The following is a 25,002-nucleotide window of genomic DNA, read 5'->3' as shown; positions in this document are numbered from 1 at the left end:
TTTAAAAGAGTTCAATTTCACCACAGGTAATTTGATCCCTTGATACGGGATTGTGCGTCTCCTGACGCCGGCGACTCATTTGTGTCGTGATATCATCGCCGTCAATACCAAACTCCTGTTGCGACATGTTGGCGACGCGATTGAGGGACTCTTTTAAATGACTTAAGGATTGGTTGGTGTAAATCAGACTTTGGGAAGTGATATCGCTGAACTGCAAGCCTCGAATCGTATCTGAGATAGCTTGTTCGAGTTCATGTGCCGATGAATCTATGCGTGCTATCACATGAGAATCCTTCTCTGCTTTGACAATAATATGTTTAAGTGCAGTATCAATATCCTTCTTTGCATCTATGATATAAGTCATATCTTGAGCGGCAACTTTACTCACGTGTACGGTTAATTGTTCAATCTGAGTTTGAATCGATCTAAGCTGTTTTTGTATACCTTCACTAAAGCCTGAGCTTCGAGTAGATAAAGCCCGCACTTCATCGGCAACAACCGCAAATCCCCTGCCCGCATCGCCCGCTCTTGCCGCTTCAATTGCCGCATTTAAGGCGAGTAAATTGGTCTGGGAAGAGATTTGGTCTATATCCTGTAAGGCTTTCATTGCTTGGGGCATGGCCTCGTAGATAAGATTCACTTTTTCCAACAACTCCATAGTAGATGCTGACATATCTACTGTGGTTTGAATAAAGCGCTCTAAGGTCAGAGAGGTATTATTGGCGAATTGTTTCATTTGATCTGAATGGAATAGCTCTGCATCATCAGTGCTTTGGACAAGCGCTGAAATGAAGCCTGTTTGCTCCGTCATTAATCGCCCTAAGCCATCGAACGATTCGCTTAGCAAATTGACCGCATCGCCCTGCACTGTCAGCACGCTATCAATGTTAGACTCACAACTGTTAAGTGTGGTGATCGTTTCTTGATACAGATTGACGTGGGCTTGCCAATCGGCGGCCAGTTGGCTGTTTGAGGACTTATCATCGTGCTGTTGAACTGATAGCTTTTGTTTGTGCTGATAAAATTGCCAAAGCAACATAATCAACACGGATATAATCGGCCCGATAGCCAATAAAGTGATTAAACCCAGTAAATATCCAACGCCTGCCGCAAGTAACGCAACGACCCCATCCTTGTATGTCATATGGATTTCACAATAATTGTACAGTGATTAAAAAGTAGTTTGGTACTGAGCAATTTTCAAACATGAAAGTGAAATTTTTCACATTGTTACGTGCCGCAATGCGGAAAATGCAGTTATCACAGGATAAATCCACAGAATTGGGCTCAGATTCTCAGTAAATGACTGTAAATTCATGATTTGCTAATAAACTTACCTTAATCGAACCCGAAACTTAAACTGGGCAGTACTCATACCCTAGGTTACACTGGAAGCGTCATTGATTGGGATGGAATCGCTTATGAGTCAACGTACATTACACTCCTTATTTAAACCGACTTCCGTAGCCATTATCGGCGCTTCGAATACCGAAAAGCGTGCGGGTAATGTGCTGATGAAAAACCTGCTCTCCAGTGGTTTTTCGGGTCCTATCATGCCCGTCACCCCAAAATATCGGGCAGTAATGGGCGTGCTTGCCTATCCCAATATCGAAGCTCTTCCCATCAAACCCGATTTAGCGGTTATTTGTACCCGCGCTTGCCGTGTACCCGCGATTGTTGAAACTCTGGCGCAATTTGGCTGTAAAGTGGCGATTATTATGGCGTCAGGTATGGCGCAGGAAGTTAACGAAGACGGCGTGAGTCTGCTCGACCTGACCATGCAAAATGCCAAACGTTATGGGATGCGCATTCTGGGGCCAAACAGCTTAGGGATGTTGCTGCCGCCATTAGGATTAAACGCCAGTTTAGCCCACGCCAGCGCCCTACCCGGTAAAATTGCCTTTGTGTCTCAATCGGCCGCTATTTGTACTACGGTACTCGATTGGGCCAATAACAAAGGCATTGGTTTTTCATCCTTTATCTCGCTAGGTGATGCCACCGACATTAACTTTGACGAACTGCTCGATTACCTTGGCCGCGACAGTCGCACCAGTGCCATCATGCTTTATATCGATTCTGTGAATGAGAAACGCCATTTTCTCTCCGCTGCCCGAGCCGCTTCACGCAATAAACCGATTTTGGTGATTAAATCTGGCCGCAGCGCCGAAGGGGCCCGCGCCGCAAAATTACATACGGGCGGTGTTGGCGGTAATGATGCTGTATATGAAGCCGCATTTCGCCGCGCCGGTATGCTGCGGGTTAACGACTTAATTGAACTGTTTGCCGCGGTTGAAAGCCTTGCGCATTCCAATCCCCTGCAAGGTGAACGCTTAGGCATAATTAGTAATGGTGGCGGCCCCGCAGTGTTAGCGGTAGATGAACTCATTATGCGCGGCGGTAAATTGGCTGAGTTATCAGATGACACCATAGCCAAATTAGAAGCCGTGTTACCTAATACTTGGTCAAGGCAAAACCCTATCGATATCATTGGTGATGCAAACGCGTCGCGATATGCTAAAGCCTTGACTATCTTGATGGATTCCAATGAGCTGGATGCCATTTTGGTATTGCACTCCCCTTCGGCGCTGGGTGAAAGCGTTGAAATCGCCGATGCCTTGATTAGCGTGATCCATGCGCATCCGAAAAAGAATCGCCTTAATATTTTGACCAACTGGAGCGGCGAAGACTCTGCCTATCAGGCGCGAAAACGCTTCACTAAGGGCGGCATATCCACCTATCGTACGCCCGAAGGCGCCGTGGGTGCGTTTATGCATATGGTTGAATACCGCCGTAACCAAAAACTGCTGCAAGAAGTACCGCAATCGATCCCCGACAATATTCCGACAGATAGCCACACTGCGCGTAAATTATTGCAAGCGGCTCAAGCGAAAGGAAAATCAGTACTCGAAACCCATGAGGCAAGTCCTATTTTGCGTGCCTATGGGCTGAACACTATAGACACTTGGTTTGTGAAAGATGCCGATGAAGCGGTCGCCATCGCTAATGAAGCGGGCTATCCCTTAGCGTTAAAAGTGCAGTCTCCGAATATCTTGCATAAGTCCGATGTGCACGGAGTGATGCTCAATCTAACCTCTGCCGAAGATATCCGCCACGCCGCGAGTGCCATTACCCAAAGGGTGCATCAGGCCAATCCTGAAGCCATTATCGAAGGTATGATAGTGCAAAAAATGGCATTGACCGCTGGCGCTCAGGAAATCCGCGTGGCCGTGATAAGCGATCCCGTCTTTGGTCCAGCGATTTGTTTGGGTGAAGGTGGCTCAGAATGGGATCCAACTAATGACGCCGCCGTTGCCCTGCCACCACTGAATATGGCACTGGCGCGGTATATGGTGATCCAAGCGTTAAAGACCCATAAGTTGAAGGACAGGCATTTACCGCTAGGTTTAGACATGAATGCCCTGTGCGTGATGCTAACGCAAATATCCCACATCATTATCGATTGCCCCGAAATCGCCTCTTTGGATTTAAACCCAGTATTAGCCGCGGGTGAAAACATTACGCTGCTCGATGTGAATATCCGTTTGCACGACGCCAATGCCGACAGTTCATCACGGATGGCCATCATGCCGTATCCGAAGGAATTAGAAGAATTCGCCGAGCTTAAAAATGGCCTTAAGGTAATGCTAAGGCCGATTCTGCCCGAAGATGAACCCAAGCATTTGGCTTTTGATAATTCGCTCTCCGATGAAGACAGATACAAACGCTATTTCGGGGTGCGCTCTAAAATGACCCATGAAGAAATGGCGGTATTAACCCAAATCGATTACGCCCGTGAGATGGCTTTTATCGCCACCGCCAAAGGTCCTGATGGCGATGACATCACCTTAGGTGCCGTGCGTGCGTCCATCGACCCCGACAATACTGAGGCCGAATTTGCCATGGCTGTGCGCGGCGATCATCAAGGTATAGGTTTAGGTAAATTGTTGCTCGAAAAACTGATTAAGTATTATCAAGCCAATGATACGCCTGTGCTCACCGGCTTTACCATGTTCGAGAATCGCAATATGGCTAGCCTTGCTAAGAGTCTTGGTTTTAAGGTGACCTTCGATATGGAGGAGCATTTGATCAAAATGCATATGGATTTAAAGTCACCCACTGATAAATAGCCTTATCCTGACGAACAAAAACGCCGCAATGATTTGCGGCGTTTTGTTATCATATCTGCTGGAATCCACAGTACAACCACAAAGTTCAATTTTTATGCAACTGACTCTTATCAATTAATCACTTAAAATGTCAGATGCTTAAGAAGAGTATTGGTAATGAGCCAAGGCCGTGCACCGCTGGCTGATTAAACGCAGCAAAATAAAGCTGTTTATGGTAACTGAACCAGCAAAACTCAGCCGAAAATCACCTATCTATTTATACCCTATCTATTTATACCCTATCTATTTTATCCCCTGACGCAGTTACGGCCTTCGGACTTGGCTTGATACAGGGCCTTATCGGCGCGACTAAATAGGGTTTCTGCATCGTCGCCTTGCTGCAATGAAGCCAGACCAATCGAAACAGTAATGGCGCCAAGGGAAAGTTTTTTGTCTTTTCCTATGGTTAAGCGGCGCTCAGAGATACGTTCCCGAAGATTTTCAGCCACTTGTAATGCATCGTGAAAATGAGTGTTAGGCAACACCACCACAAATTCTTCGCCGCCATAACGCGCCACAAAGTCATCCCCTCGCACACATTGTTTTAAGGCTAATGCGACATAGGCCAACACTTTATCGCCGGTTAAATGGCCATAAGTGTCGTTAAAGGCTTTAAAGTTATCGATATCGATCAGTAAAAGGCTGCAACGGGTTTGATGATCTTGGGAAAGGTAGATTTGATCTTGAATACTCAGTTCATAGGCACGGCGATTGTGCAGCGAGGTTAATTGGTCCGTCATCGCCGCCAGGCTCAGGTTTTCCATTTCCGATTTAAGATTTTGCACTTCTTGGCCCATGGTGCACAGGCTTTGCTCCATCTCACGGTTGTTGATGAGCAGCATCTGCATTTCATCGACCACACCATCAACCAGCTCATTTAAAGTATTAATGTCGGGATTTGTCTGTAGGCGCAAACCAAACTCAGCTAATGAACCTGAAAACGCTGCGGTACCTTGACTCAGTTGGCTAATTTTACTTAACAAACTATTGATCAGAATTTGTGTCTCAATCTGCACATTTTCAATCACTTCAGGTGACTGCTCTTGAATAAAGTTCTTATACAGACTGGTGTTAACCTCCTTGGTAAAAGAAACTGAATTTGCCAGAAAGCCATCAATCGCACGGTTTAAATCGAGATTTGTCCCTGCAAAATATTCATACCAAACAGTGTAGTTTTCAGGTGTGACTGGGATATCGAGGGCAGACATTTGCGGTACGGCCAAACGCAAAATTTGCGCGGCAGAATCAAGCTCTTTATTTTCTGCAGTAGAAGGCATAAATCGCGAACCATAGACTTGTTATGTTTTTGTATGCATTAAGTTAACTCAAGTGCTTCGATTTGGATATGGGGGAAATCAATTATTATGATAGGCGACAAAAGAAAAGAGGATGTTGCCATCCCCTTTTAAGTTAGAACTTGAATTGACGACACCAAACTAACGAGGTATCACTCAATAACTTGGGGTCAGTCGATCAGACTAAGTCGCAAGATAGCATTGAGTCACAAGATAACATTGAGTCGCACGATAATGCTCGCGACTCAATATTGATGAGTTAATGGGTTGATTAACCTCGGCAACTGGCAAAGATATCTAACTTAGGCTGATATACCTCGGTCTTGACATTCATTAGGCCTAAAAGACTGTCGAATAAATTGTCATGGGAGAAACCGCCCTTCGCCGCGTGATCTGCTAAACAGGCCATGTCTAAGTGGTTATCTTTACTGAAATCTTCAGATACCCAAGCAAGCATAGGAATACTCGTCTGTTCGATTGGCGCAATGCTATAAGGAGCGCCATGTAAATACATGCCCTTCTCACCTAACGATTCGCCGTGATCACTGAGATACAACATGGCTGGATCAAATTTATCTTGCTGATTTTGTAACTTTTTCACTACTTCGCTGATGATGTAGTCAGTATATAAAATGGTGTTGTCGTAGGTGTTAATCAGCTCGTCTGGGCTACAGTTTTGAATATCGCTACGCTGACAATCCGGTGTGAACTTACGGTGCTCAGGTGGATAACGTAAGAAATACGTTGGTCCATGGCTACCAATCACATGCAACACAATCACGGTATCTTTACGTTCTGCAGTGGCCAAGGTTTCATCTAATTTGTTGAGTAACACTTGGTCGAAACAATATTGGCCAGTACACAACTCAGGATCGCTGTTCAAATCAATCGTAATGTTTTCAACTTGATCGCACACGCCTTTACAACCAGAGTCATTGTCAAACCACTGCACTTTAATCCCGCCATGGTTCAACACATCAACCGCAGTATCTTGGGCATAGGCGCGGCGAGAATCATAATCTTCCCGTCCCATGCGTGAAAACATACAAGGCAGGGAGACAGCGGTTGCCGTGCCACATGAATGGGTATCTTTAAAGACTATTAATCCTTGGTCTTGGGTATGGGCGTTGGTCGGCTTGTCATAGCCATAATACTGATAATTCATAGACCGCGCGGTTTCACCGACCACAAGCACTAATAAGTTAGGTTTACCATTAGGGTTGGCACTGACATTTTTGGCATCGAGACCCAGTGGCTGATATTCAATCGGCGTTTGCAAATAATGCACATTAATGTACTTAGACGCAGCGCCAATAAAGTACGTCGGCACGATATAACGTTTTAGCTCGTCGTTGTTGCGGCCAAAGGCGGCATAATCTTGGAAATAAAAGAAAGCAATAATGCCGAGTCCCGCCAACATCGCCAGCATAAACAGCACTTTATGCAGTAACTCTTTGAAGAAAGGCTGGTACTGAATATCGGCCTTATAGATAAGATACGCAGGTAAAATCCCTGTCAGTACCATATTCATTATCGAAGCAAAATTCACATACATCAGCGCTTCGGCATGATTGGTTTGAAAGGTGTTTTCTATCATGCCGTAATCAAACACGACATTGTATTGATAGGCGGCGAAGAACACACTCGATGACAACAAGGTGAGTATGATGAAAAACGGCTTAACGAGGTACTTCACCGTAAATAAGGAAAACACAAAACTGAGGGCAAAGGCTAAAAACAACGGCATAGTAGCGATGAAGATTGGATCGACATCCGGTTGTTTTTCGATGCCTTTTTTAATGATGCCAAATAGTGGGATATTGAAAATACAAACGTAAAATAACGCTGTGATAAAAGTGAATCGATTCACCGATAGAGTCTTAAATCTTGCTAGCACTGATAGCTCTCACTCAAATTAGTTGTATGCCGAGACTAACTTACAATTCTTAAGGTAATCTTAGGCTGTAACAGTCAAATTTTTTCGCCATAGTAGCAAGCTCTCGGCAATGGCTCAAATTATCTGTGGTTAATGTTAACAATTAAAAAACAAAGTTAAAAAAACGGCCGAACCTCAATCAGTTCGACCGTTTTTTGCTCCCCAACCTATTAGGGCCTTGCTCGGCTTTATCACCAACTTGTTAACAACTTATGTTAACCCGGCGGTGATTATCGTAATTGCTGTAGTAAGTAGGCAAACGCCATTGAATTAAGTTCCGCAGCTTGATTATTATCTGCGGCGCCGGCGTGGCCACCTTCGATATTTTCGTAGTACAACACATCAATCCCCATGTCTTTCATCTTAGCGACCATCTTACGGGCGTGACCTGGGTGAACCCTGTCGTCACGGGTAGATGTGGTGAAAAAGACCTTTGGATAATGCACGTCTTTATGCAGGTTATGATAAGGCGAGTAGGTTTTAATGTACGCCCATTCTTCTGGAATATCAGGGTTACCGTATTCGCCCATCCAGCTGGCACCCGCAAGCAACTTATTGAATCTAAACATATCAAGTAAAGGTACTTGGCACACGACAGCATTATAAAGATCTGGTCTGCGGGTAAATGCCGCGCCCATTAACAGGCCGCCATTGCTGCCGCCTTGGATGCCTAAATGTTTGCTTGAGGTGATTTTACGGGCAATCAAATCCTCAGCGATTGCCTCAAAATCCTCATAGGCTTTATGTCGATTTTGCTTTAACGCCGCTTGATGCCAAGCAGGACCGTATTCGCCACCGCCACGAATGTTGGATAACACATAAACGCCGCCCTGCTCTAACCAATTCTTACCAATGGTGGCCGAATAAGAAGGACGCAGCGACACTTCAAACCCGCCGTAACCGTAAAGTAGCGTGGGATGAGTGCCATCTAACTTAAGATCCTTAGCCATCACCACAAAGTACGGTACTTTAGTGCCATCTTTAGACGTCGCAAAGTATTGCTCAGTTTTAAACTTGTCCGCAGCAAACTGTTGCGGCATACCTTTAATTTTCTTTGGATTTAAGGTTTTGGCATTCACAGTGTAGAGACTTGAAGGCTCAAGAAAACTAGTGTAATTCACGAAGAAATCATCACTGTCTTGCTCAACGTCCATTACAGTCAAGGCGCCATTCGCTTCAAACGGTACGTGAGTGCTCTGCCAAGCGCCCTTTTCGTCTTGCTCATAACGCACTAATTTACTTTTCACGTTATCGAGCCAATTAACAAAAATTGCACTCTTGCTAAAACTGAGCTGCGCAATCGATGCGGTTTGAGTCGGGCTCACAAATAAACTGAACTTGGCTTTTTGGGCGATAAGATCCGCCACATCGGCATACACGACCGCGCCTTGCTTAAAGTTGCCGTCTTGATTGGTTAAATCGCTCTTTAACTCAATGAATAACTTACCTTTAAAATAACCTTTAATCTCAGCATCTTGCGGTAAAGGCAATCCAATGAGTTTACCGTCTTGGTACACATATTGGCTGGCGGTATAAAAAGTATGCGCTTCGGTGACTAAACTCAGCGGCGTTTTATCATCGAATAACACCCAGCCAGAAACTGCAACTGAAGCCTTGTCGCCGGTGAAAACAGGCTTAGCTTGGTCAAGTGGCGTGCCACGTTGCCACAATTTAACGCCCCGGGGATATCCAGAGTCCGTCATGCTTTGACCATCACCAAAATCCGTACCGACAAAGGCGTGGTCTTTATCTATCCAGCTCAGGCTCGATTTGGCTTCTTTTAAAAAGAATGGCTTATCTTTGGCAGCAACAAAGGATTTAGTGTTGAGATTAAATTCACGCACTTCCACCGCATCGGCACCGCCGCGAGACAATGAGACAAAACAGCGCTCATTTTCGGGATACTGACAGCTAATATCCTTAAATACCCAATTGACGGCTTCGGCTTTACCTAAGGCATCGATATCGAGCACGGTTTCCCATTTAGGATCGGCCTTGGCATATTCTTCCATTGTGGTGCGACGGTAAATGCCGCGCACATGGGTGTCATCCTTCCAAAAGTTATATAACTTGTCGCCAATATGGGTGGCGTAGGGAATGCGTTCTTTATCGTTCAGGATGGCGAGGCTATTCGCCACTAAAGTATCAAAACCTTTGAACGCTTTAATTTCGGCGGCAGATGCGGCATTTTGGGTTTTCACCCATTCCATAGGCTTAGCGCCTTCAACATCTTCCAACCAAATATATTTATCTTCTTCTGCGTGAAGTTGACCGCTCATTCCGAGCACTCCTGCAATGCACCAAGGCAGTAATTTATTATTCATTCTATTCCTTTTATACAAAGTCCATCTTGAGATCTGCCCTTACATTACCTTAATTAATATCCAGTTCAACTATTAATCCAACAAGAATGTAACAAAAGGTAAGGTACTGTAATAGCGGATGATTAATCTAGAATGAATCGCGTTTTTAAAGATGTCGTGCTATAAAAAAGCGTCCACGAGGGACGCTTTTTAGTCGATGACGTAGGGTAAACTAAAACTCGTTATTCATGCGTGACAGCAAATTAAGCAGCACGATTCGTTCCTCACTGCTCATTTTTGCGGTGAGATCTGTGGTGAGTTGTAGATGCAAAGCATCATGTTCAAGGAACAAGGCTTGGCCCTTCTCAGTTAACTCCACCAGAATCGAACGGCGATCGGTTTCATGGGGACGACGCACAACCCACTGTGCCTCTACCATTTTATCGATTTGAACTGTTAATGTGCCGGTTGTGACGCCAATTTTATCCGCCAATTCCTTCATCCGCATGGCGCCGTGCACGCCGAGTAACTCAATGGTGTGCACCTGCGATAGACTAAAACCTTTGTCGCGTACAATGGCGTGTTCCCATGACGACAGCTTTTCATAAAATTCAATAATCACATGATTTAATGCATGATCGGTTGAATGTGCAGCTGTTGATTGAGCAGCAGTCGAATGTGGCTCACTTGAATGCAGGTTTGATGAATGATGATGTTCAACAGTCATTAGGCTTCCTTAGCCATACACTCGCGCTGACGGCAAGTATGGAGTTCAATGGTGATATGGGCCAATTCAGGAAATTGTGACAGTAACTGATTAAAATAACTGACATCTTTCGGTGAATGGGACACGATGGACACCATAATAGCATGGTGATCGGCGCTCACTCGCCAAAGATGTAAATCGGCCACTTGATGATCCGTCACAGCTTCAATGGTTTGTATGACTTTACGTTGTAATGATGCTTTAACGCCGCCGTCCAGCAAAATAGGACTGGTTTGCTGAATGAGTCCCCAAGACCAACGGCTGATAATCACAGCGCCGACAATCCCCATAATCGGGTCGAGCCAAGTTAGTCCCATGTATTTACCAAACAACAAGGCAGCGATGGCGAGCACTGACGTTAATGCATCGGCTAGTACGTGAAAATAGGCCGCGCGTAGGTTGTGATCATGGCCACCGTGGGCCTTCTGGCTCTTGTGCTCATGCTCATGCTCATGCTCATGCTCATGCTCATGCTCATGCTCATGCTCAGCAGCATGTTGGTGATCCTGTTTATGTTGGCAATGGCTATGATCATGATGACTTTCATCGTGAGCATGTTCGTCTTCATGATCATGGTCGTGACTATGATCATGTCCATGACCGTGGTGATGCCCGTGATCGTGGGTATGATGATCTTTAAGTAAAAACACACTCAGTATATTGACGCTTAAACCAATAACGGCCACAAAAATAGCTTCGTTGAAATGAATTTGCTCAGGACTGATCAGCCGCATTCCCGATTCAATCAACATCACCAATGCCACTAAACCTAAGGCTATTGCACTGGTGTAACCGCCAAGCACACTCACCTTACCTGTGCCAAAGGCAAAAGCAGGATCGTTAGCGTGTTTACGGGCATAGGAATAGGCAAACAGTGTGATCATAAAGGCCGCGGCATGGGTGCCCATGTGCCAACCGTCGGCGAGCAATGCCATAGAACCGTAAATGGTTCCGGCAGCAATTTCTGCCACCATAGTGATCACAGTTAAATACAGTACATAGCGTGTGTTTTTTTCGCCATCGCGGTTCTGATTCGAAAACTCATGTGAGTGTTGCCAATGGGCGAGTGAGTGCCCTTGGCGGTGGGCTGAAGCTTGATGCCCTGTCGCTTGCTCGGCTGTAGTTGATTTCATTGTGTAATTCCTACTCCATGTCCATCGCTATCAATGATAAAAAACGTTTTGCCTGAATTATAGTTTGAAAATCAAAATATATGAAGTTCAAATTAACTATTTATCAAGATATACCGTTTTCAAACTTTTAAACGTGCATCTGGATCCCCATAATGCATCTGTACTCCTTCCATCAGTCGAGACGCTGATATGTGAATAAAGATAGGCAGCTAGACTAGGCAGAGGATATCAGGCAAGGTTTAATGGATTAGCGTTTGATTTATGTGTGAAAACAGCTGATTCAGCAGAGTAAGATTGGCTTTATTGCAGCCTTTCGCAGTTGTAGAAAGACTCAGAAGCGGCTTTTCTGAGCAAGTTGAAATCCAAGTTTTAAGGTTTTGTATCTAGGCTGTTTCGCCTATTTTTCGCATGATATGAGTCAATAAACCGCCACAGCAAAGAATTGAAATAGCACCGAACTTAACAAAATAAGTCATTAAAAATCACAATTAACCCTTATTATTCAGATGGATAAAAATTATTTGGGTAAAAAACGATTTTTTATTAAATAATTTAACCCTTTTTTACCTCTGCTGCGTTTATAGGGAGCAGAACATCGACAAACTTGTCGACATCCATTCAGTTCGATTAGGAGAAACAAGATGAAATTGAAGACCTTATTTAGCGTTAGCACTGTTCCCCTTGCATTTGCATTATTGTCATTCAATGCTGCGGCAGTTAGCCCGCCACACCCAACAGGATTAGATGCGCCTATGATCAGCATTCAACGTTTTGACCCAAAAGATTACAGCGCACAAGAAGCGACTAAAATGTTCCCTGCTCCGGCGGCTGGTATGGTGCAGCACATTTTGAGTTTGCCTAAGTTAGAAAACGAAGATGATTACATGATCGAAATCCAAATTGGCCAGACTCAAATGGTCGATTGCAATAAGCATGGATTAAACGGGGAATTGAAGGAACTGACAGTACAAGGTTGGGGTTATAACTACTATCGAGTGGATGAAATCGCTGAAGGGCCGAGCACTATGATGGCCTGTTTCGAACTGGCGAAGAAAGAGGCTTTTGTACGTATTCCAGGTGAACTAAAAATGCGCTACGACAGTCGTTTACCTAAGGTATTTTATCTACCAGAAGGCGCTGAACTGCGTTTCAGAACGTGGAACGTGGATTCAACTTATCAATATTCCAAGTAAGTAGCACGATTTTTATGCTCGAGTCATCAATCGAATGCGCTTCGAGTCTTTGCTGATTGATAAAAGCAAAGACTCGAAGAACATTAACTAGAATCGTTTAATTCTAACGACTTGCATGATTTCTATCTCAAAACCCGCCACAGTTTCTGTCTCTGGGTAATAGATGACATTGATCTTTTGCCCTTGCAGATTACGATATTTTTTCACCCGTCTGAATTTAAACGGAACATCACAATCTTCAATCATAACAGTATGTTGTACCCACTCTGCCTTTTCCCTTTGCATATGGGAAACCACAGTCACACCTTCAGAGTGAACTAAATGTTCATGGGTGGCTAACATCTTTTTTACGGCCTTATTCATGTTCAACTCTTTTATCATCTAGTTGCGACAACAGTGACTCAACTTTCTGTTTAATTTCAGCATATCTCAATTTTTCACAGCGGCCGAAGCCACTTAACTTACGCACTTGAAAACGACTCACCAAAGGCACCGACATGCCTGCGAGGCAACGACAATAGGTATCGAGTGACAAAGCATCAATGCCTTTAGCCGTTAAATGATGTTTCAACTCACGCAAATCAGCCAATATCTGCTGATCTGTCGGCCAAGTTGGTTCCGTCGAATAGCGCAACTTAGCAATATTGCCGCGGCAAACACTGCAATGACCGCAGACCGCTGGCGTCTCATTATCATCAAAATAACGGGATAAATTGTGGCTTAAGCACGTCTCAAGTTCAAAAAAGCGGACTAACTGCGCGATTCGCGCAATTTCTTTCTGCTCTTTATCGATAAAATAATGGTACAGCTCATCGATGAGTTCGGGACGCGCTAATGCGGCAACATCCACCCGATACACATCAGTAATTCGTTTAGTTTCTAATTCAATGAACTGATGTTCAGCTAAATATTCCAGCGCGGCTAACACGCGGCTGCGCTCATGACCCGTCGCACTGTACAAGGCATCAAAATCTAACGCACCCCATATTTTCTTCATCTGCGTATGATTAAAAATCTGCGTCAAAAAAGCCTGACGCTCGGGATTAAATCGGCTCAGAATGGCGTGTTTGTCGACCAAAAACTTGTAATTAACGTCAGCGTAGTAAGTGAATAACGGCTTAACCACACCTAAAATTTCTAGCTGCACAAGTAACGTTTTTAACGGTAACTGGCGAATATTACTTGCCGTCGACACGCCATTGAGCTGACATTCCCACTGACCGGAATCTTGTTCAAGTCGAATAGCCTCAATGACTTGTGTTATACCTTCTCGCTCCGGCGTATCGCCATACACAAAATTTTCAACGGTATTGAGCCCGTCAAGATTGGCCAAAGTGACACAATGGGATAACGCACCATCACGCCCTGCTCTGCCGATTTCTTGGCTGTAGTTTTCAATGGATTTAGGCAAATCGTAGTGGATCACAAAACGAATATTGCTCTTATCGATTCCCATGCCAAAAGCGATGGTTGCCACTACCACTTGCAGCTTATCCTGCATAAAATCATTTTGAATTTGTTGACGTTTTTCATCTTCAAATCCAGCATGATAGGCACTGGCGACTATACCTTGTTGGATCAAGAGTCGTGCGACCGTTTCGGCGGTTTGCTGCAAAGTTACATACACAATGCCGGCACCTGTGAATGAAGCTATCTGCTGAACCAGTAAGGCATTCTTCTCTTGCGTTGATACAGGCAGAACAGTCAAATCTAAATTGGGTCGATAAAATCCCGTTTGCACTATGTGTTCAGGCGCAATATCAAAGCGCTTGGCCATATCCAGTTTCACTTTACGTGTTGCTGTGGCCGTCAATAACAGTACCAATGGGATCTCAAGCTCACGCCGATAGTCGGGCAATTTAAGATAATCGGGCCGAAAATTATGGCCCCACTCTGAAATACAATGCGCCTCATCGACGACCAGCATGGACAGCGGAACCGATTGAATAAATTGCCGAAAACGTTCATTTTTGAAACGCTCCACCGACACCATCAAGATTTTCAGCTTGCCAGAGCGCGCATCTGCCATCACTTGCTGACTCTGCTCGGCGCTTAAAGTTGAATCTATGCTGGCCGCATGAATTCCCTTAGATTGTAAAAACTCCAGCTGATCTTTCATCAAGGCGAGTAAAGGCGAAATCACTAAACTCAAATGGGGTAACTGCAATGCTGTAAATTGATAACAAAGGGATTTACCAGAACCCGTCGGAAAAATCGCTAAACTCGACTTCCCCGCCAACAGTTGTGTTATCGTTTGCGCTTGGCCAGGGCGAAATTCAGAAAACCCGAAATCCTGCTGCAACAAACTAATGTATGGATTGGTTTCTGGAATGGGATTGAACATCAACCGTCCTTTACACTCATCCTTACCACCCAAAAAATTCGGGTATACCGCAAGAAAAAGATTCAGCATTAAGTGAGTCGACTAGTCTAGCAAATTTTGAGGTACTTTACGGAGTTAATTACCGACAACTGAGTTTTGGAGCTGAATTTATCGGTTGAAAACCATCGTGCCGCAGATAAAGTGTGATGGTTAATCTATTGATTTTATAAGAAGTAATTGGCTATTCTTATAAAAAATTAAATGCAAAAATAAAAACGGCTTTAAAAAATGAGCGATGGACAATGTAAGCGCCGAGGCTAGAGCTTAGGTTCATCTCGGCAATATGCAGTCTTCAGTTTAAGGTTTTCTCGCAAGGTATAAATTAATCAGCGAGGTGAGTTTATCCTGAAATCTTTCTTCAAAACTATCAATATCACGTCCGATAGAGACAAGATATTTAGTCGCTTGTTCGCGGGAAAGTAATTTATTGGCAACACTGTATTGCATCTCTTCCAAGGTTTTATCGTATCTTGGGATCAGCAACCAAGTGCCAACATCGACGTCGAAATGTTGCATCGCTTTCTGGGCCAAAGCACAAAAAGCCTCAATATGATCCACACCATCTGGTCCGAGACAGCCAGGCTCAATTCGGCACAGGACAGCAATTTTCCTATCATTTTCAATGCTTACACTCATTTCTGATGCCCCATGTTACCAAGTCTTAAACTTAAAAAATCCCTTTAAACTTAACAGCAATTTTACGTGTCTGCACAGATAAGTCACGGCTTACTTGCTCATTTAAGCGATTATTAACAAATCCATTTTAGGCGATATTGCGACGTCATAATAAAGATCAACAGAACTTAACTCTGCCCATTTTATTTCAGGACGAGACAAGCCAGAGATTATTCATCAAGCATATCGTCGACACTCATATTGTCATCTAGGTCATCTGGATGCTGCAAATGGCTTTGTGAGATTTCGGCATCATGCTCTGACAATAAGTTATCAATTGCCTGATCAAAACTGTCTAACTTTTGTGTCTCCATATAACGCTTTAATCTCTGAATAATATCCCTACTTACCTCGATATGGGATTTTTTCTGACGCTTTTTTATTTGAGATAGCTCTTTACGAACCATGCGCCAACCCAAATCAGTAAAATACTGATTGAGCATTTTGTTTACATTCTTAAGCTCGTTGTCGAGTCGCTGTGTCTTTTTACGTAATCGGACCAATTCATTTAATTGTGTCACCAACTCAGTATAGGAAACCCTTTGTAACTCAGCGTCACAAAACCAATCTGGCTTAGATGCCACAGCTTCAGGATTGATAAGGCGATAAATTAAGGGTAAGGCAAAAATTAATTCTGCTTCCTCAAGCAATAATAATTTTCTTCCTGCTGTCGGTTTGTCTTGTTGATATATCCAAGCTTGCGGTTCCATAAATACGTTTCTTTAGTTAAGTATGCGTTTAATGCGGATGAAATAAATGGGACCTCACATGCTAGTACAAATCGACAAGTATTAATATATGGTTCAACCATTTTATTGGCTGGGAATCGATTCCTTATGCTTCATTTTGCCTTAGGCAGAAATAGCTCAACTCATAACAGGCTAAGAACCTGATAAGCGGTTGTCGTTATTAGCTTAAATTTCGCCCAACACACAAGTCTAGTTTAGGGCATACCATTCATGCAAACCAATAAAATGGTTAAACCATTCTTTAAAATTGTGCATCTGTGGCTAACCAAGCTAGAAACTATCGCATATAGAAAGTACGAATTTCATACTATTATTGCCTTTATTTTTACATCCGCTTAATTAATCGCCATTGTTAGAATAGGTTTATCTTGGCTGTTTTTTAAACTAAACAATCCAGCTAAATGTTATTTAATGCCCCCTCCTCTGATAAAAGATGATTATTTAAACAAATAAGCATTCTACCAGTGATAATGACGATTATCACTGGTAGATATAGCTATGATTTGCGTATAATTACGCCTTCTTAATTCGATATCAGGTGACTTCTACAGCATGTCTAAAATGATCCGGACAAATAGTAATGCTCAAAATAACACCAATATATCGAATGAAATAGCGACTGGATCAGGTCATCACCATAATAACCGTGCTGAACAGCCACGTTTTTTTGAAGAGTCTTTCCTACCACAATCTGTTCGAAGTGATTATTTAAGCGCCGCCGAAGAAACTGAATACGAAATTTCAGTCAACACTCGCCGTGTTTATAATACAAGCTTTAGTGTATTTAGCCGTTATTGTGCCGAGCACCAACTTCAAGCCCTGCCCGCAGATCCACGAAGCGTAATTTCATTTATTGGTCATCAAAAAGAATTGATCCAAGAAAGCACTGGCGTTCAACTTTCAAAGCAAACATTAACCACAAGGTTGGCAGCAATTCGCTACCATCATATTCAAGCGGGATTTCACTCGCCCACCGAACATCCACTGGTGATCAGAGTGATGCGTGGCTTGAGCAGAAATCAATCTCGCCATGTGAGTGACTATGATCAACAACCCATTATGTATGATGAAGTGGAAATGTTGATCCAGGCAATCGATGAGCAAGTACAGCCATTAACCCGAGCGCGGGACAAAGCGATTATTCAATTAGGATTACAAGGTGGGTTTCGCCGCTCTGAACTGGCAGATATAAAAGTTCAGTATGTCAGTTTTCTGCGTAACAAATTAAAAGTGCGCCTGCCCTATTCGAAGAGTAATCAGCAAGGCCAACGGGAATGGAAAGACCTTCCAGACCATGAACCCTTTGCAGCACTCGACGCCGTGAAAAATTGGTTATCGTTAGCCAATATCGAAGACGGACATTTATTTAGATCGCTTTCCCGTGATGGAAAAAATTTACGTCCGTATCAAATGAAAGACCGACATTCCGGATCTAGTTCATTACTGAATAAAAATAGTGGTTTCCTTACCGGCGATGATATTTATCGCATCATTAAAAAATATTGTACTAAAGCAGGACTGCCCGCCAAATTTTATGGCGCTCACAGTTTGCGCAGTGGCTGCGTAACACAACTGCATGAAAATAATAAAGATCACTTGTACATCATGGCCAGAACCGGACATACCGATCCGCGCTCACTTCGTCACTATTTAAAACCAAAAGACTGAAACTTAACGATCACAGGTCAAGCGTTAACTCCTTCGTTTTAACCTGAAGTTTAACCTGAGAAATAGACTTCACTTGATTCTTCTAAGCAGGAAAAGGATTTCATTCAAAGGACATTAATGTACAGAACTAATAAGTATTAATGGAAACACATTAGATAATTATATAAATAAACAATTTAAGTTATATTAAAAACATCAAATTAGGGCAATAAATCTAATTAATGTTATTTTAAGATTGATATATTTCCAACCTAAAATACTTCTCACATCCAATTTAACATTCTTAAAACATATAAGCTTGGTTAGTATGTAAATTATTCCTGTAATATAAAATCAGCTTTATTGTCATATTGGTACTTTAGCCTTAGGCACGAAATTTAATTCATCGTACTAGCCGGAGTAAAATATGAGTAAGGCCACCTTTGATCCTACACTTTATAATAAAAGTAATAATGAACCCTTTAATCAAGTGTTGGATAAGCATTTATCTCGCCGTAATTTCGTAAAAAGTGGCTTAGGCCTCAGCGCTATGACTGCTTTTGCCAGTGTTGGCTTAACCGCTTGTGGTTCAGACAATGAAACTGTTCCTAAACCTGTCGATCCAGTCACGCCAGTGCCACCGACTAAAAGTAGCGCTAAACTTAACTTTACATCGGTTGCGGGTTCTCGCTTAGATGCGGTTGTCGTGCCAGAAGGTTACACAGCGCAGGTGTTAGCACCTTGGGGCACGCCATTAAACACAAAAGCGGCGCCATGGAAAAATGATGGTAGTAACACGGCCGATGACCAAGCCAACTCAGTGGGCATGCACCACGATGGTATGCATTTCTTCCCATTAAACGATGCGGGTGATGACGGTCTACTCTGCATTAACCACGAATACATTGACGAAGATGCTTTGCATCCTACGGGCCAGACGTTTGACCCCACTTCTGGTCTTCGCACTGTGATCGATGAAGTGCGCAAAGAAATTAACGCCCATGGCGTATCGGTTGTGCGTATAAAACTGATGAATAATCAATGGGAAGTCGTCAGTAATGATGGTCATAACCGTCGATTCACTGGCGCGACTGTGATGGATATCAGCGGTCCTCTGGCCTACTCTTCGCTACTCGAAACCCGCTATTCTCCCGATGGCAGCCAAGCACGCGGCACCTTAAATAACTGTGGTAATGGCTACACGCCTTGGGGCACTTACCTGACATGTGAAGAAAATTGGCCAGGCTATTTTGCCAATCGTGGCAGCTTAACCGCCGATCAGAGTCGCATCGGGATCAGTAAAACCAGTACACGTTATGGCTGGGACGATCTTGCGGGTCATGATGAAGAACGTCTCGATGAATTTGCGCGTTTCGATGTCACGCCAAAGGGCGCAAGTGCTCAGGATGACTACCGTAACGAAGCAAACGGCCACGGTTATATTGTGGAAATCGACCCGTACAACGCCACCTCTCGCGCGGTAAAACGTACAGCACTTGGTCGTTTCCGCCATGAAGGTTGTACCTTTGGCAAATTGACCGAAGGCAAGCCCGTGGTGTTCTATTCTGGCCACGATTCTCAATTCGAATACCTCTATAAATTTGTTTCAAATGCGGCCTGGGATGCAAAGGATGCTGACAGCAGCAACCGCCTGCAAACAGGCGATAAGTACATGGATGAAGGCACTTTATACGCGGCTAAATTCAATGAAAATGGTGGCGGTATTTGGTTACCTTTGACGTTAGATAGCCAAACCACAGACGGCAAAACCTTAAGCGATAGCTTCGCAACTTTGGCCGACATTATTTTAAATACCGCGGGCGCAGCGGATCTAGTCAGCGCGACACCTATGGACCGACCTGAATGGTGCGCGGTCGATCCATTCACAGGTTCTGCTTATTTTACCCTGACCAACAACTCGAAACGTACCGAAGCGAATCCTGCCAACCCAAGATTGAAAAACTACTTCGGCCATATTATTCGTTGGGATGAAGGCGACAAAGCGACTGAATTTACATGGGATATTTTTGTGTTTGGCTCACCCAGCGATGGCAATGCTGAGACCAACTTGTCAGGCTTAACCGATCTCAATCAATTTGCCAGCCCTGATGGGTTAGCCTTTGATAAACGCGGTATCTTGTGGGTTCAAACCGACAATGGCGCAAAGGAAGTTGCCGAAGAAACCAACGATCAGATGCTCGCGATCGTGCCTTCAACACTGGTGGATGGCCAAGAGAAACAAGTAGGCGTAACGGCCGATAATCAAATGGAATTAAAGCGTTTCTTCGTCGGCCCCAACGACTGTGAAGTGACAGGTTTTGCCATTAGCCCAGATTACACTTCGGTATTTGCTAACATTCAGCACCCAGGTAACTGGCCTTATTCGTCTAATGCCGCTGAACAAACACCAGCCGGAATCACATTACGGCCTCGCGCCGCCACTGTGGTTATTCGCAAATCAGATGGTAAAGAAGTTGCAGTTTAAGACGTTATTTAAGGAATATATTTGCTTTAGTTAAAGCGCAAATAATGCTTTCTTGCCAGAGCAAACTTTAGCCTATATAAAACTCCCCTCAAGTGAGGGGAGTTTTTATTTAAGTTAGTCGCTGACTTAAATTTTTATATTACCTATTCATTTCAAAGATTAATTAACGCTTGCCGTTATTGGCCTGTTCAAAAGCTAGTTCAAAGGCATCGGTAAAATCTGTGATTGGCAGAAGATCTTCACGGCAACGTCGATTACGGCCCAATAATGATGATTCAACAAATAAATCAAACCACGTACTTAAGACTTTGCCATTAGCCGCTTCGCCTATCGCCCCTAATGCTAAGGATGCCACCTCGGCGGTGCCAAGTTGAAAGTCATGGCTGCCTTTACGTAATGCATAGGTTGCCAGCGTGTCGGGATCGAAGGAAAGCAGTGGCAAGGAATGCAAGTAAGGACTCTTGCGGAACATTTTAATCGCTTCACGCCAACTGCCATCGAGCATGATCAGCAGCGGCCGTTTACCTTCGGCTAATGTCGACATCGGCACTTGGTTCAATATTGTTTGTCCTTGCTCCGCATATTGGGCTGGAAACACTAAATATGGTTGATATTGCGGCGAATCGAGCAAAGCAAGCAATGCCGCTTCAGGTTCTGTGCGTGACCAAATATAGGCGTGCGTATCTGGGATAAGATCCGCAATCAAGCGCCCGCTGTTAGTTGGTTTTAACACTTCATCGTTGTACATGATCAGCAGGAAACTGGCTTGAGTTTGTAACTGACGGCGCAGCGCACAGGTACAGAACTGCTCACCTAATAGGCATAATGGACAGCGGATCAGTTTTTTACCACGGGCACCAAAGGGTTTAGTCGAAATAGACTTACGGTACTGATATAAATGGTGCACTGCATGTGGGGCTAAAGCCATAAAAACCAATTCTCTTTAAACTTATTAGGGATTGCAGCTAAGTTATTCAGCACTTTCCTCTCGCGGTGGCGCAGTTTATCCCTTGGCGGTAAATGGCGCAATCCGCGCAATGCATTATCGCGATAAAAGGCATTAGTGTCGGTGTTTGATGGTATAAGCTGCTGACTAAACTTTGCATTATGATTAAGGAGATCTCGTCGAATAGCGCAACAGCTGTAATGCAAAACTCCATGCCATCACGCAGCATTTAACACTTGATTAGCGAGGTTAACCTTTCAATTACTTACAGAGGGGATATTGACGCTAAATATCAGTAAGGACTTAACTTAATGGGGAATTACCGTAATATCGTGTGCAATCTCTACTCTATAAATGCATTTCGATAAAAGGTCAATTATGCAACGACATACCCTGCTCGCTACCATGCCGTTATTAAGCGGTGTACTGCTCACTGCAACGCTTTTTTCTAATGTCACTACGGCCCAAACGCTTAATTCCAAAGACATCCAGTCACTTGTTGATTCCGCAGTCAAACCACTGATGGCCGAGTACGGTATTCCCGGTGCGGTGATTGGCATCACCATTGAGGGTAAACAGTATTTTTACCAATATGGGGTCAGTTCTAAAACCACAGGGCAAAGTGTGACAGAACATACCCTGTTCGAGATTGGTTCTATCAGTAAAACCTTTACCGCGACACTGGCTAACTATGCACAAATCGAAGGCAAGTTATCACTCACGGATATGGCCAGTGATTATGTTCCTGCATTAAAAGGCAGCCATTTTGACGAGATTAGTCTCATCAATTTAGCGACTCATACTGCGGGAGATCTGCCGATGCAAGTGCCCGACAAGGTCACGAATAACGCAGAATTAATGGACTATCTTAAGCATTGGCAACCGTCATTTGCCCCAGGGACTCACAGGAATTACGCCAATCCTAGCATTGGCCTGCTCGGCATGATTGCCGCACAGAGTTTAAATAAAACGTTTGAACAAGCACTTGAGCAAACGCTATTTCCACAATTAGGTATGACCAGCAGCTATATCCAGGTTCCGAGCAGCAAAATGGCCGATTATGCCCAAGGCTACAATAAGCAAGACATACCAGTGCGGGTCAATCCCGGCGTATTAGCCGATGAAGCCTATGGCGTTAAAACCACAGCCACGGATCTGCTGCATTTTGTGGAGGCCAATATGCAAATGCACCCGCTAGCTAAGCCACTGCAAACGGCACTCGATGAGACCCACACGGGATACTTTGATGTGGGCATGATGACCCAAGATATGATTTGGGAGCATTACTCCTATCCTATTGATCTTGATAAAATACTTATGGGCCATACTCAAGAAGTGGTGTTTGGCAGTACGCCAGTTAAGCCCATAGTGCCGCCCCTCGCGCCGCAGCAAAATGTGTGGATTAATAAAACCGGCTCAACCGGCGGTTTTGCCGCTTATGCAGCATTTATTCCCGCGCAAAAGCTTGGCATAGTATTGTTAAGCAATAAAAATTATCCCGTTCCGCCACGGGTGACTGTGGGGTATCAGATTTTAACGGGCATAGAAAAACTACAAAAATAGTATCTTTCTAGTAGAGACTATTAAGGGAGATAGGCCGATTTGCTATCTCCTTTTTTATTTGTTCCTTATCTATATTCTAAGCGTGATTTTTTTAGGGTGGCTTGTATTAGGCATCTTATACACTTGCTTACCTCCAATCTCTTAATAGCCAATATTTTTAAGCAAACTCCCATGTAATAAAATAGACAGTGCAGGGTTAATCTGAGTATTAATTCATTTGCAATTATTCGACCTAGTTAACAGACAAATAACCCTACGTAAGTTTAGCTTTACAGCTAAAAATGAAGAGAAAAACTTATGCGTCGCATTAAAAATTATTTCATCAAATCAATATGATTGACACTTGAAGTTACGCTTTTAGGGAGTAAGATGCGCGCAAATACCTTAAGTGACCTTTTTCGGAACTATCATGTCAGGCACGCCACACTCTCCTATTCATCACGATGTCGCTCCAGCGGCGAGTCAGTCTAGTTTACTGTTAATGATTGTCTTTATGGTCGCCTGTGGCCAAATGGCGCAGACGATTTTTGTGCCTGCCCTTCCGCAAATTGCACTCGGGCTCAATGTGGACGCCAGTCAGCTACAAGCAGTGATGGCCTGTTACTTACTCTCCTATGGGATGTTTCAATTTGTGTATGGCCCTGTGTCAGATCGCGTTGGTCGTAAAATGCCACTCGTCGTGGGTATCGCTATTTTCATCATAGGAGCAGTGTTTGCGGCTCAGGCCACAAGCTTTAACCAACTGATTATGGCGAGCCTTATCCAAGGATTAGGCACAGCCAGCGCGGGCGCTTTATGCCGGAGCATTCCCCGCGATCATTACTTTGGCGACCGACTGGTTAAATTTAATAGTTATGTTTCTATGGCCGTAGTGTTTTTACCTTTACTGGCACCATTTATCGGTAGCGCCAGTGCGGCCTACTTCGGCTGGCAAGCCGTGTACTGGGTGTTAGCGGGATTTGGTGCCGTGGTCTGGCTGTTATTGATATTCGCCTTTAAAGAGTCATTACCTAAGGCGCAGCGGGAACATCAAGCCGTTATCGCATCCTATCGGCATGTCCTGCGCCATAGAGCATTTCGAGCTTACTTGTTTTCTTTGATCGCGACCTTTGCGGGTATTGCGGCGTTTGAAGCCATTGCCGGCGTTCTCTATGGCCAATATCTTGGACTGACGCCCTTCATGGTCAGTTGTTATTTTGTGGCGCCTATTCCAGGCTATTTATTGGGCGCGCTGATTGCAGGTCGACAAAATAAGCCACGAAGAGTTATTTATCAAGGTGTTGCGCTGCTCGGTGCTGGCGCCTTATTCATGTTGATCCCGGGGCTTTTCAATTTAGTCGTCGGTTGGAGTTTACTGGTTGGATCGATTTTATTCTTCAGTGGCGCCGGTATGCTGTTCCCTACCCTGACCTCGGCGGCTTTAGAGCCATTTCCACGTCAAGCAGGAATTGCGGGGGCATTACTGGGAGGATTACAAAATTTTGGTGCCGGACTTGCCGCATTGACTATGTCTTTAGTGCCTATGGGCGGCCAGTTGAGCATAGGTTTATTAAGCGCTGTCATGGTGGTGTTAGTGATTTTGTCTTTGTATTACGCCAGAGATCAAAATGACACTCACCACAATTTGATGCCACAGATTTAATGTCCTAGATTTAAAACCATAAATTTAAAACCATAGATTTAATGCCGAAAAATTGAAGTCATAGCGTTCTTATCTTAAGCAAAATCTATTATCGTAATTTAACAAAAAAGCCCACATTGA

General features: G+C 44.0%; 17 protein-coding genes. 6 read left to right on the top strand and 11 right to left on the bottom strand.

The annotated features are described in order from the left end of the window. Window position 1: 1 nt before the first annotated feature. Window positions 2–1,144, bottom strand: a complete 1,143-nt coding sequence (locus Q4Q50_RS11225; RefSeq protein WP_311899346.1) for a methyl-accepting chemotaxis protein — start codon at window positions 1,142–1,144, stop codon at window positions 2–4. 277 nt (window positions 1,145–1,421) lie between these two features. Here Q4Q50_RS11225 and Q4Q50_RS11220 point away from each other — a divergent pair, with 277 nt between their 5' ends. Beyond that, a complete protein-coding gene (locus Q4Q50_RS11220; protein ID WP_311899345.1) occupies window positions 1,422–4,127 on the top strand; it encodes a GNAT family N-acetyltransferase in 2,706 nt (901 codons plus the stop codon). A 287-nt stretch (window positions 4,128–4,414) separates the two neighbouring features. Here Q4Q50_RS11220 and Q4Q50_RS11215 read toward each other — a convergent pair whose 3' ends face one another. From Q4Q50_RS11215 to Q4Q50_RS11195, 5 genes are all read right to left on the bottom strand, one after another. Next, window positions 4,415–5,443 carry a GGDEF domain-containing protein gene (locus Q4Q50_RS11215; protein WP_063882908.1) on the bottom strand — a complete coding sequence of 343 codons (1,029 nt, stop codon included), beginning with the start codon at window positions 5,441–5,443 and terminating at the stop codon, window positions 4,415–4,417. A gap of 289 nt (window positions 5,444–5,732) precedes the next feature. Then, a complete protein-coding gene (locus Q4Q50_RS11210) occupies window positions 5,733–7,358 on the bottom strand; it encodes a phosphoethanolamine transferase (RefSeq protein WP_311899342.1) in 1,626 nt (541 codons plus the stop codon). A 269-nt stretch (window positions 7,359–7,627) separates the two neighbouring features. Beyond that, window positions 7,628–9,721: a prolyl oligopeptidase family serine peptidase gene (locus Q4Q50_RS11205; protein WP_226058644.1), complete on the bottom strand. Its 2,094-nt coding sequence runs from the start codon at window positions 9,719–9,721 to the stop codon at window positions 7,628–7,630. Window positions 9,722–9,932: 211 nt separating this feature from the next. After that, a complete protein-coding gene (locus Q4Q50_RS11200; RefSeq protein ID WP_311899341.1) occupies window positions 9,933–10,427 on the bottom strand; it encodes a MarR family winged helix-turn-helix transcriptional regulator in 495 nt (164 codons plus the stop codon). After that, window positions 10,427–11,599: a cation diffusion facilitator family transporter gene (locus Q4Q50_RS11195; protein ID WP_311899340.1), complete on the bottom strand. Its 1,173-nt coding sequence runs from the start codon at window positions 11,597–11,599 to the stop codon at window positions 10,427–10,429. Before Q4Q50_RS11195 ends, Q4Q50_RS11200 begins: the two co-directional genes overlap by 1 nt. Before the next feature lie 641 nt (window positions 11,600–12,240). Here Q4Q50_RS11195 and eco point away from each other — a divergent pair. Next, window positions 12,241–12,792: a serine protease inhibitor ecotin gene (eco, locus tag Q4Q50_RS11190; protein ID WP_311899338.1), complete on the top strand. Its 552-nt coding sequence runs from the start codon at window positions 12,241–12,243 to the stop codon at window positions 12,790–12,792. Between the two features lie 87 nt (window positions 12,793–12,879). Here the strand turns inward: eco and Q4Q50_RS11185 are convergent, their stop codons facing one another. The 4 genes from Q4Q50_RS11185 to Q4Q50_RS11170 all read right to left on the bottom strand — a co-directional run bounded on the left by Q4Q50_RS11185 (window position 12,880) and on the right by Q4Q50_RS11170 (window position 16,560). After that, window positions 12,880–13,155, bottom strand: a complete 276-nt coding sequence (locus Q4Q50_RS11185; protein WP_006081699.1) for a hypothetical protein — start codon at window positions 13,153–13,155, stop codon at window positions 12,880–12,882. Further along, window positions 13,148–15,136, bottom strand: coding sequence for a RecQ family ATP-dependent DNA helicase (locus Q4Q50_RS11180; RefSeq protein ID WP_311899337.1), 1,989 nt, complete (start codon window positions 15,134–15,136; stop codon window positions 13,148–13,150). The genes Q4Q50_RS11185 and Q4Q50_RS11180 overlap by 8 nt, the downstream gene beginning before the upstream one ends. A gap of 336 nt (window positions 15,137–15,472) precedes the next feature. Next, window positions 15,473–15,811, bottom strand: coding sequence for a hypothetical protein (locus Q4Q50_RS11175; protein WP_006081701.1), 339 nt, complete (start codon window positions 15,809–15,811; stop codon window positions 15,473–15,475). Between the two features lie 209 nt (window positions 15,812–16,020). Beyond that, on the bottom strand, window positions 16,021–16,560 hold the full coding sequence (locus tag Q4Q50_RS11170; RefSeq protein ID WP_311899335.1) for a hypothetical protein: 540 nt from the start codon (window positions 16,558–16,560) through the stop codon (window positions 16,021–16,023). Between the two features lie 591 nt (window positions 16,561–17,151). Here Q4Q50_RS11170 and Q4Q50_RS11165 point away from each other — a divergent pair. Then, a complete protein-coding gene (locus Q4Q50_RS11165; protein WP_311899333.1) occupies window positions 17,152–18,267 on the top strand; it encodes a tyrosine-type recombinase/integrase in 1,116 nt (371 codons plus the stop codon). A 406-nt stretch (window positions 18,268–18,673) separates the two neighbouring features. Beyond that, entirely contained in the window at window positions 18,674–20,731 is a 2,058-nt protein-coding gene (locus tag Q4Q50_RS11160; RefSeq protein ID WP_311899332.1) for a PhoX family protein, read from the top strand. A gap of 163 nt (window positions 20,732–20,894) precedes the next feature. Here the strand turns inward: Q4Q50_RS11160 and Q4Q50_RS11155 are convergent, their stop codons facing one another. Then, the gene (locus Q4Q50_RS11155) at window positions 20,895–21,659 is read right to left on the bottom strand and encodes a tRNA-uridine aminocarboxypropyltransferase (protein WP_259541126.1); all 765 of its coding nucleotides are present in this window, start codon (window positions 21,657–21,659) and stop codon (window positions 20,895–20,897) included. A 396-nt stretch (window positions 21,660–22,055) separates the two neighbouring features. Between Q4Q50_RS11155 and ampC the strand changes: the two genes are divergently transcribed. Both ampC and emrD read left to right on the top strand, forming a co-directional pair. Beyond that, window positions 22,056–23,240 (top strand): class C beta-lactamase, encoded by a 1,185-nt coding sequence (ampC, locus tag Q4Q50_RS11150; protein WP_311899329.1) that lies wholly within the window; start codon window positions 22,056–22,058, stop codon window positions 23,238–23,240. A gap of 409 nt (window positions 23,241–23,649) precedes the next feature. Further along, entirely contained in the window at window positions 23,650–24,882 is a 1,233-nt protein-coding gene (gene emrD, locus Q4Q50_RS11145) for a multidrug efflux MFS transporter EmrD (RefSeq protein ID WP_311899328.1), read from the top strand. The last annotated feature ends 120 nt before the right edge of the window (window positions 24,883–25,002 follow it).

This window comes from Shewanella scandinavica (genome assembly GCF_031932065.1).
GTDB lineage: Bacteria > Pseudomonadota > Gammaproteobacteria > Enterobacterales > Shewanellaceae > Shewanella > Shewanella baltica.
Note: the sequence above shows the minus strand (reverse complement) of the source record. Positions and strands in the feature narration are given on the sequence as shown.

Excerpts from the sequence above, each read along its gene's own strand:
- Q4Q50_RS11220 (WP_311899345.1), top strand. The coding sequence starts at position 1,422 with ATGAGTCAACGTACATTACACTCCTTATTTAAACCGACTTCCGTAGCC.
- Q4Q50_RS11200 (WP_311899341.1), bottom strand. The coding sequence starts at position 10,427 with ATGACTGTTGAACATCATCATTCATCAAACCTGCATTCAAGTGAGCCA.
- Q4Q50_RS11225 (WP_311899346.1), bottom strand. The coding sequence starts at position 1,144 with ATGACATACAAGGATGGGGTCGTTGCGTTACTTGCGGCAGGCGTTGGA.
- Q4Q50_RS11170 (WP_311899335.1), bottom strand. The coding sequence starts at position 16,560 with ATGGAACCGCAAGCTTGGATATATCAACAAGACAAACCGACAGCAGGA.
- Q4Q50_RS11160 (WP_311899332.1), top strand. The coding sequence starts at position 18,674 with ATGAGTAAGGCCACCTTTGATCCTACACTTTATAATAAAAGTAATAAT.
- Q4Q50_RS11165 (WP_311899333.1), top strand. The coding sequence starts at position 17,152 with ATGTCTAAAATGATCCGGACAAATAGTAATGCTCAAAATAACACCAAT.
- Q4Q50_RS11205 (WP_226058644.1), bottom strand. The coding sequence starts at position 9,721 with ATGAATAATAAATTACTGCCTTGGTGCATTGCAGGAGTGCTCGGAATG.
- Q4Q50_RS11175 (WP_006081701.1), bottom strand. The coding sequence starts at position 15,811 with ATGAGTGTAAGCATTGAAAATGATAGGAAAATTGCTGTCCTGTGCCGA.
- emrD (WP_311899328.1), top strand. The coding sequence starts at position 23,650 with ATGTCAGGCACGCCACACTCTCCTATTCATCACGATGTCGCTCCAGCG.
- ampC (WP_311899329.1), top strand. The coding sequence starts at position 22,056 with ATGCAACGACATACCCTGCTCGCTACCATGCCGTTATTAAGCGGTGTA.
- Q4Q50_RS11180 (WP_311899337.1), bottom strand. The coding sequence starts at position 15,136 with ATGTTCAATCCCATTCCAGAAACCAATCCATACATTAGTTTGTTGCAG.
- Q4Q50_RS11215 (WP_063882908.1), bottom strand. The coding sequence starts at position 5,443 with ATGCCTTCTACTGCAGAAAATAAAGAGCTTGATTCTGCCGCGCAAATT.
- Q4Q50_RS11195 (WP_311899340.1), bottom strand. The coding sequence starts at position 11,599 with ATGAAATCAACTACAGCCGAGCAAGCGACAGGGCATCAAGCTTCAGCC.
- Q4Q50_RS11185 (WP_006081699.1), bottom strand. The coding sequence starts at position 13,155 with ATGAATAAGGCCGTAAAAAAGATGTTAGCCACCCATGAACATTTAGTT.
- eco (WP_311899338.1), top strand. The coding sequence starts at position 12,241 with ATGAAATTGAAGACCTTATTTAGCGTTAGCACTGTTCCCCTTGCATTT.
- Q4Q50_RS11155 (WP_259541126.1), bottom strand. The coding sequence starts at position 21,659 with ATGGCTTTAGCCCCACATGCAGTGCACCATTTATATCAGTACCGTAAG.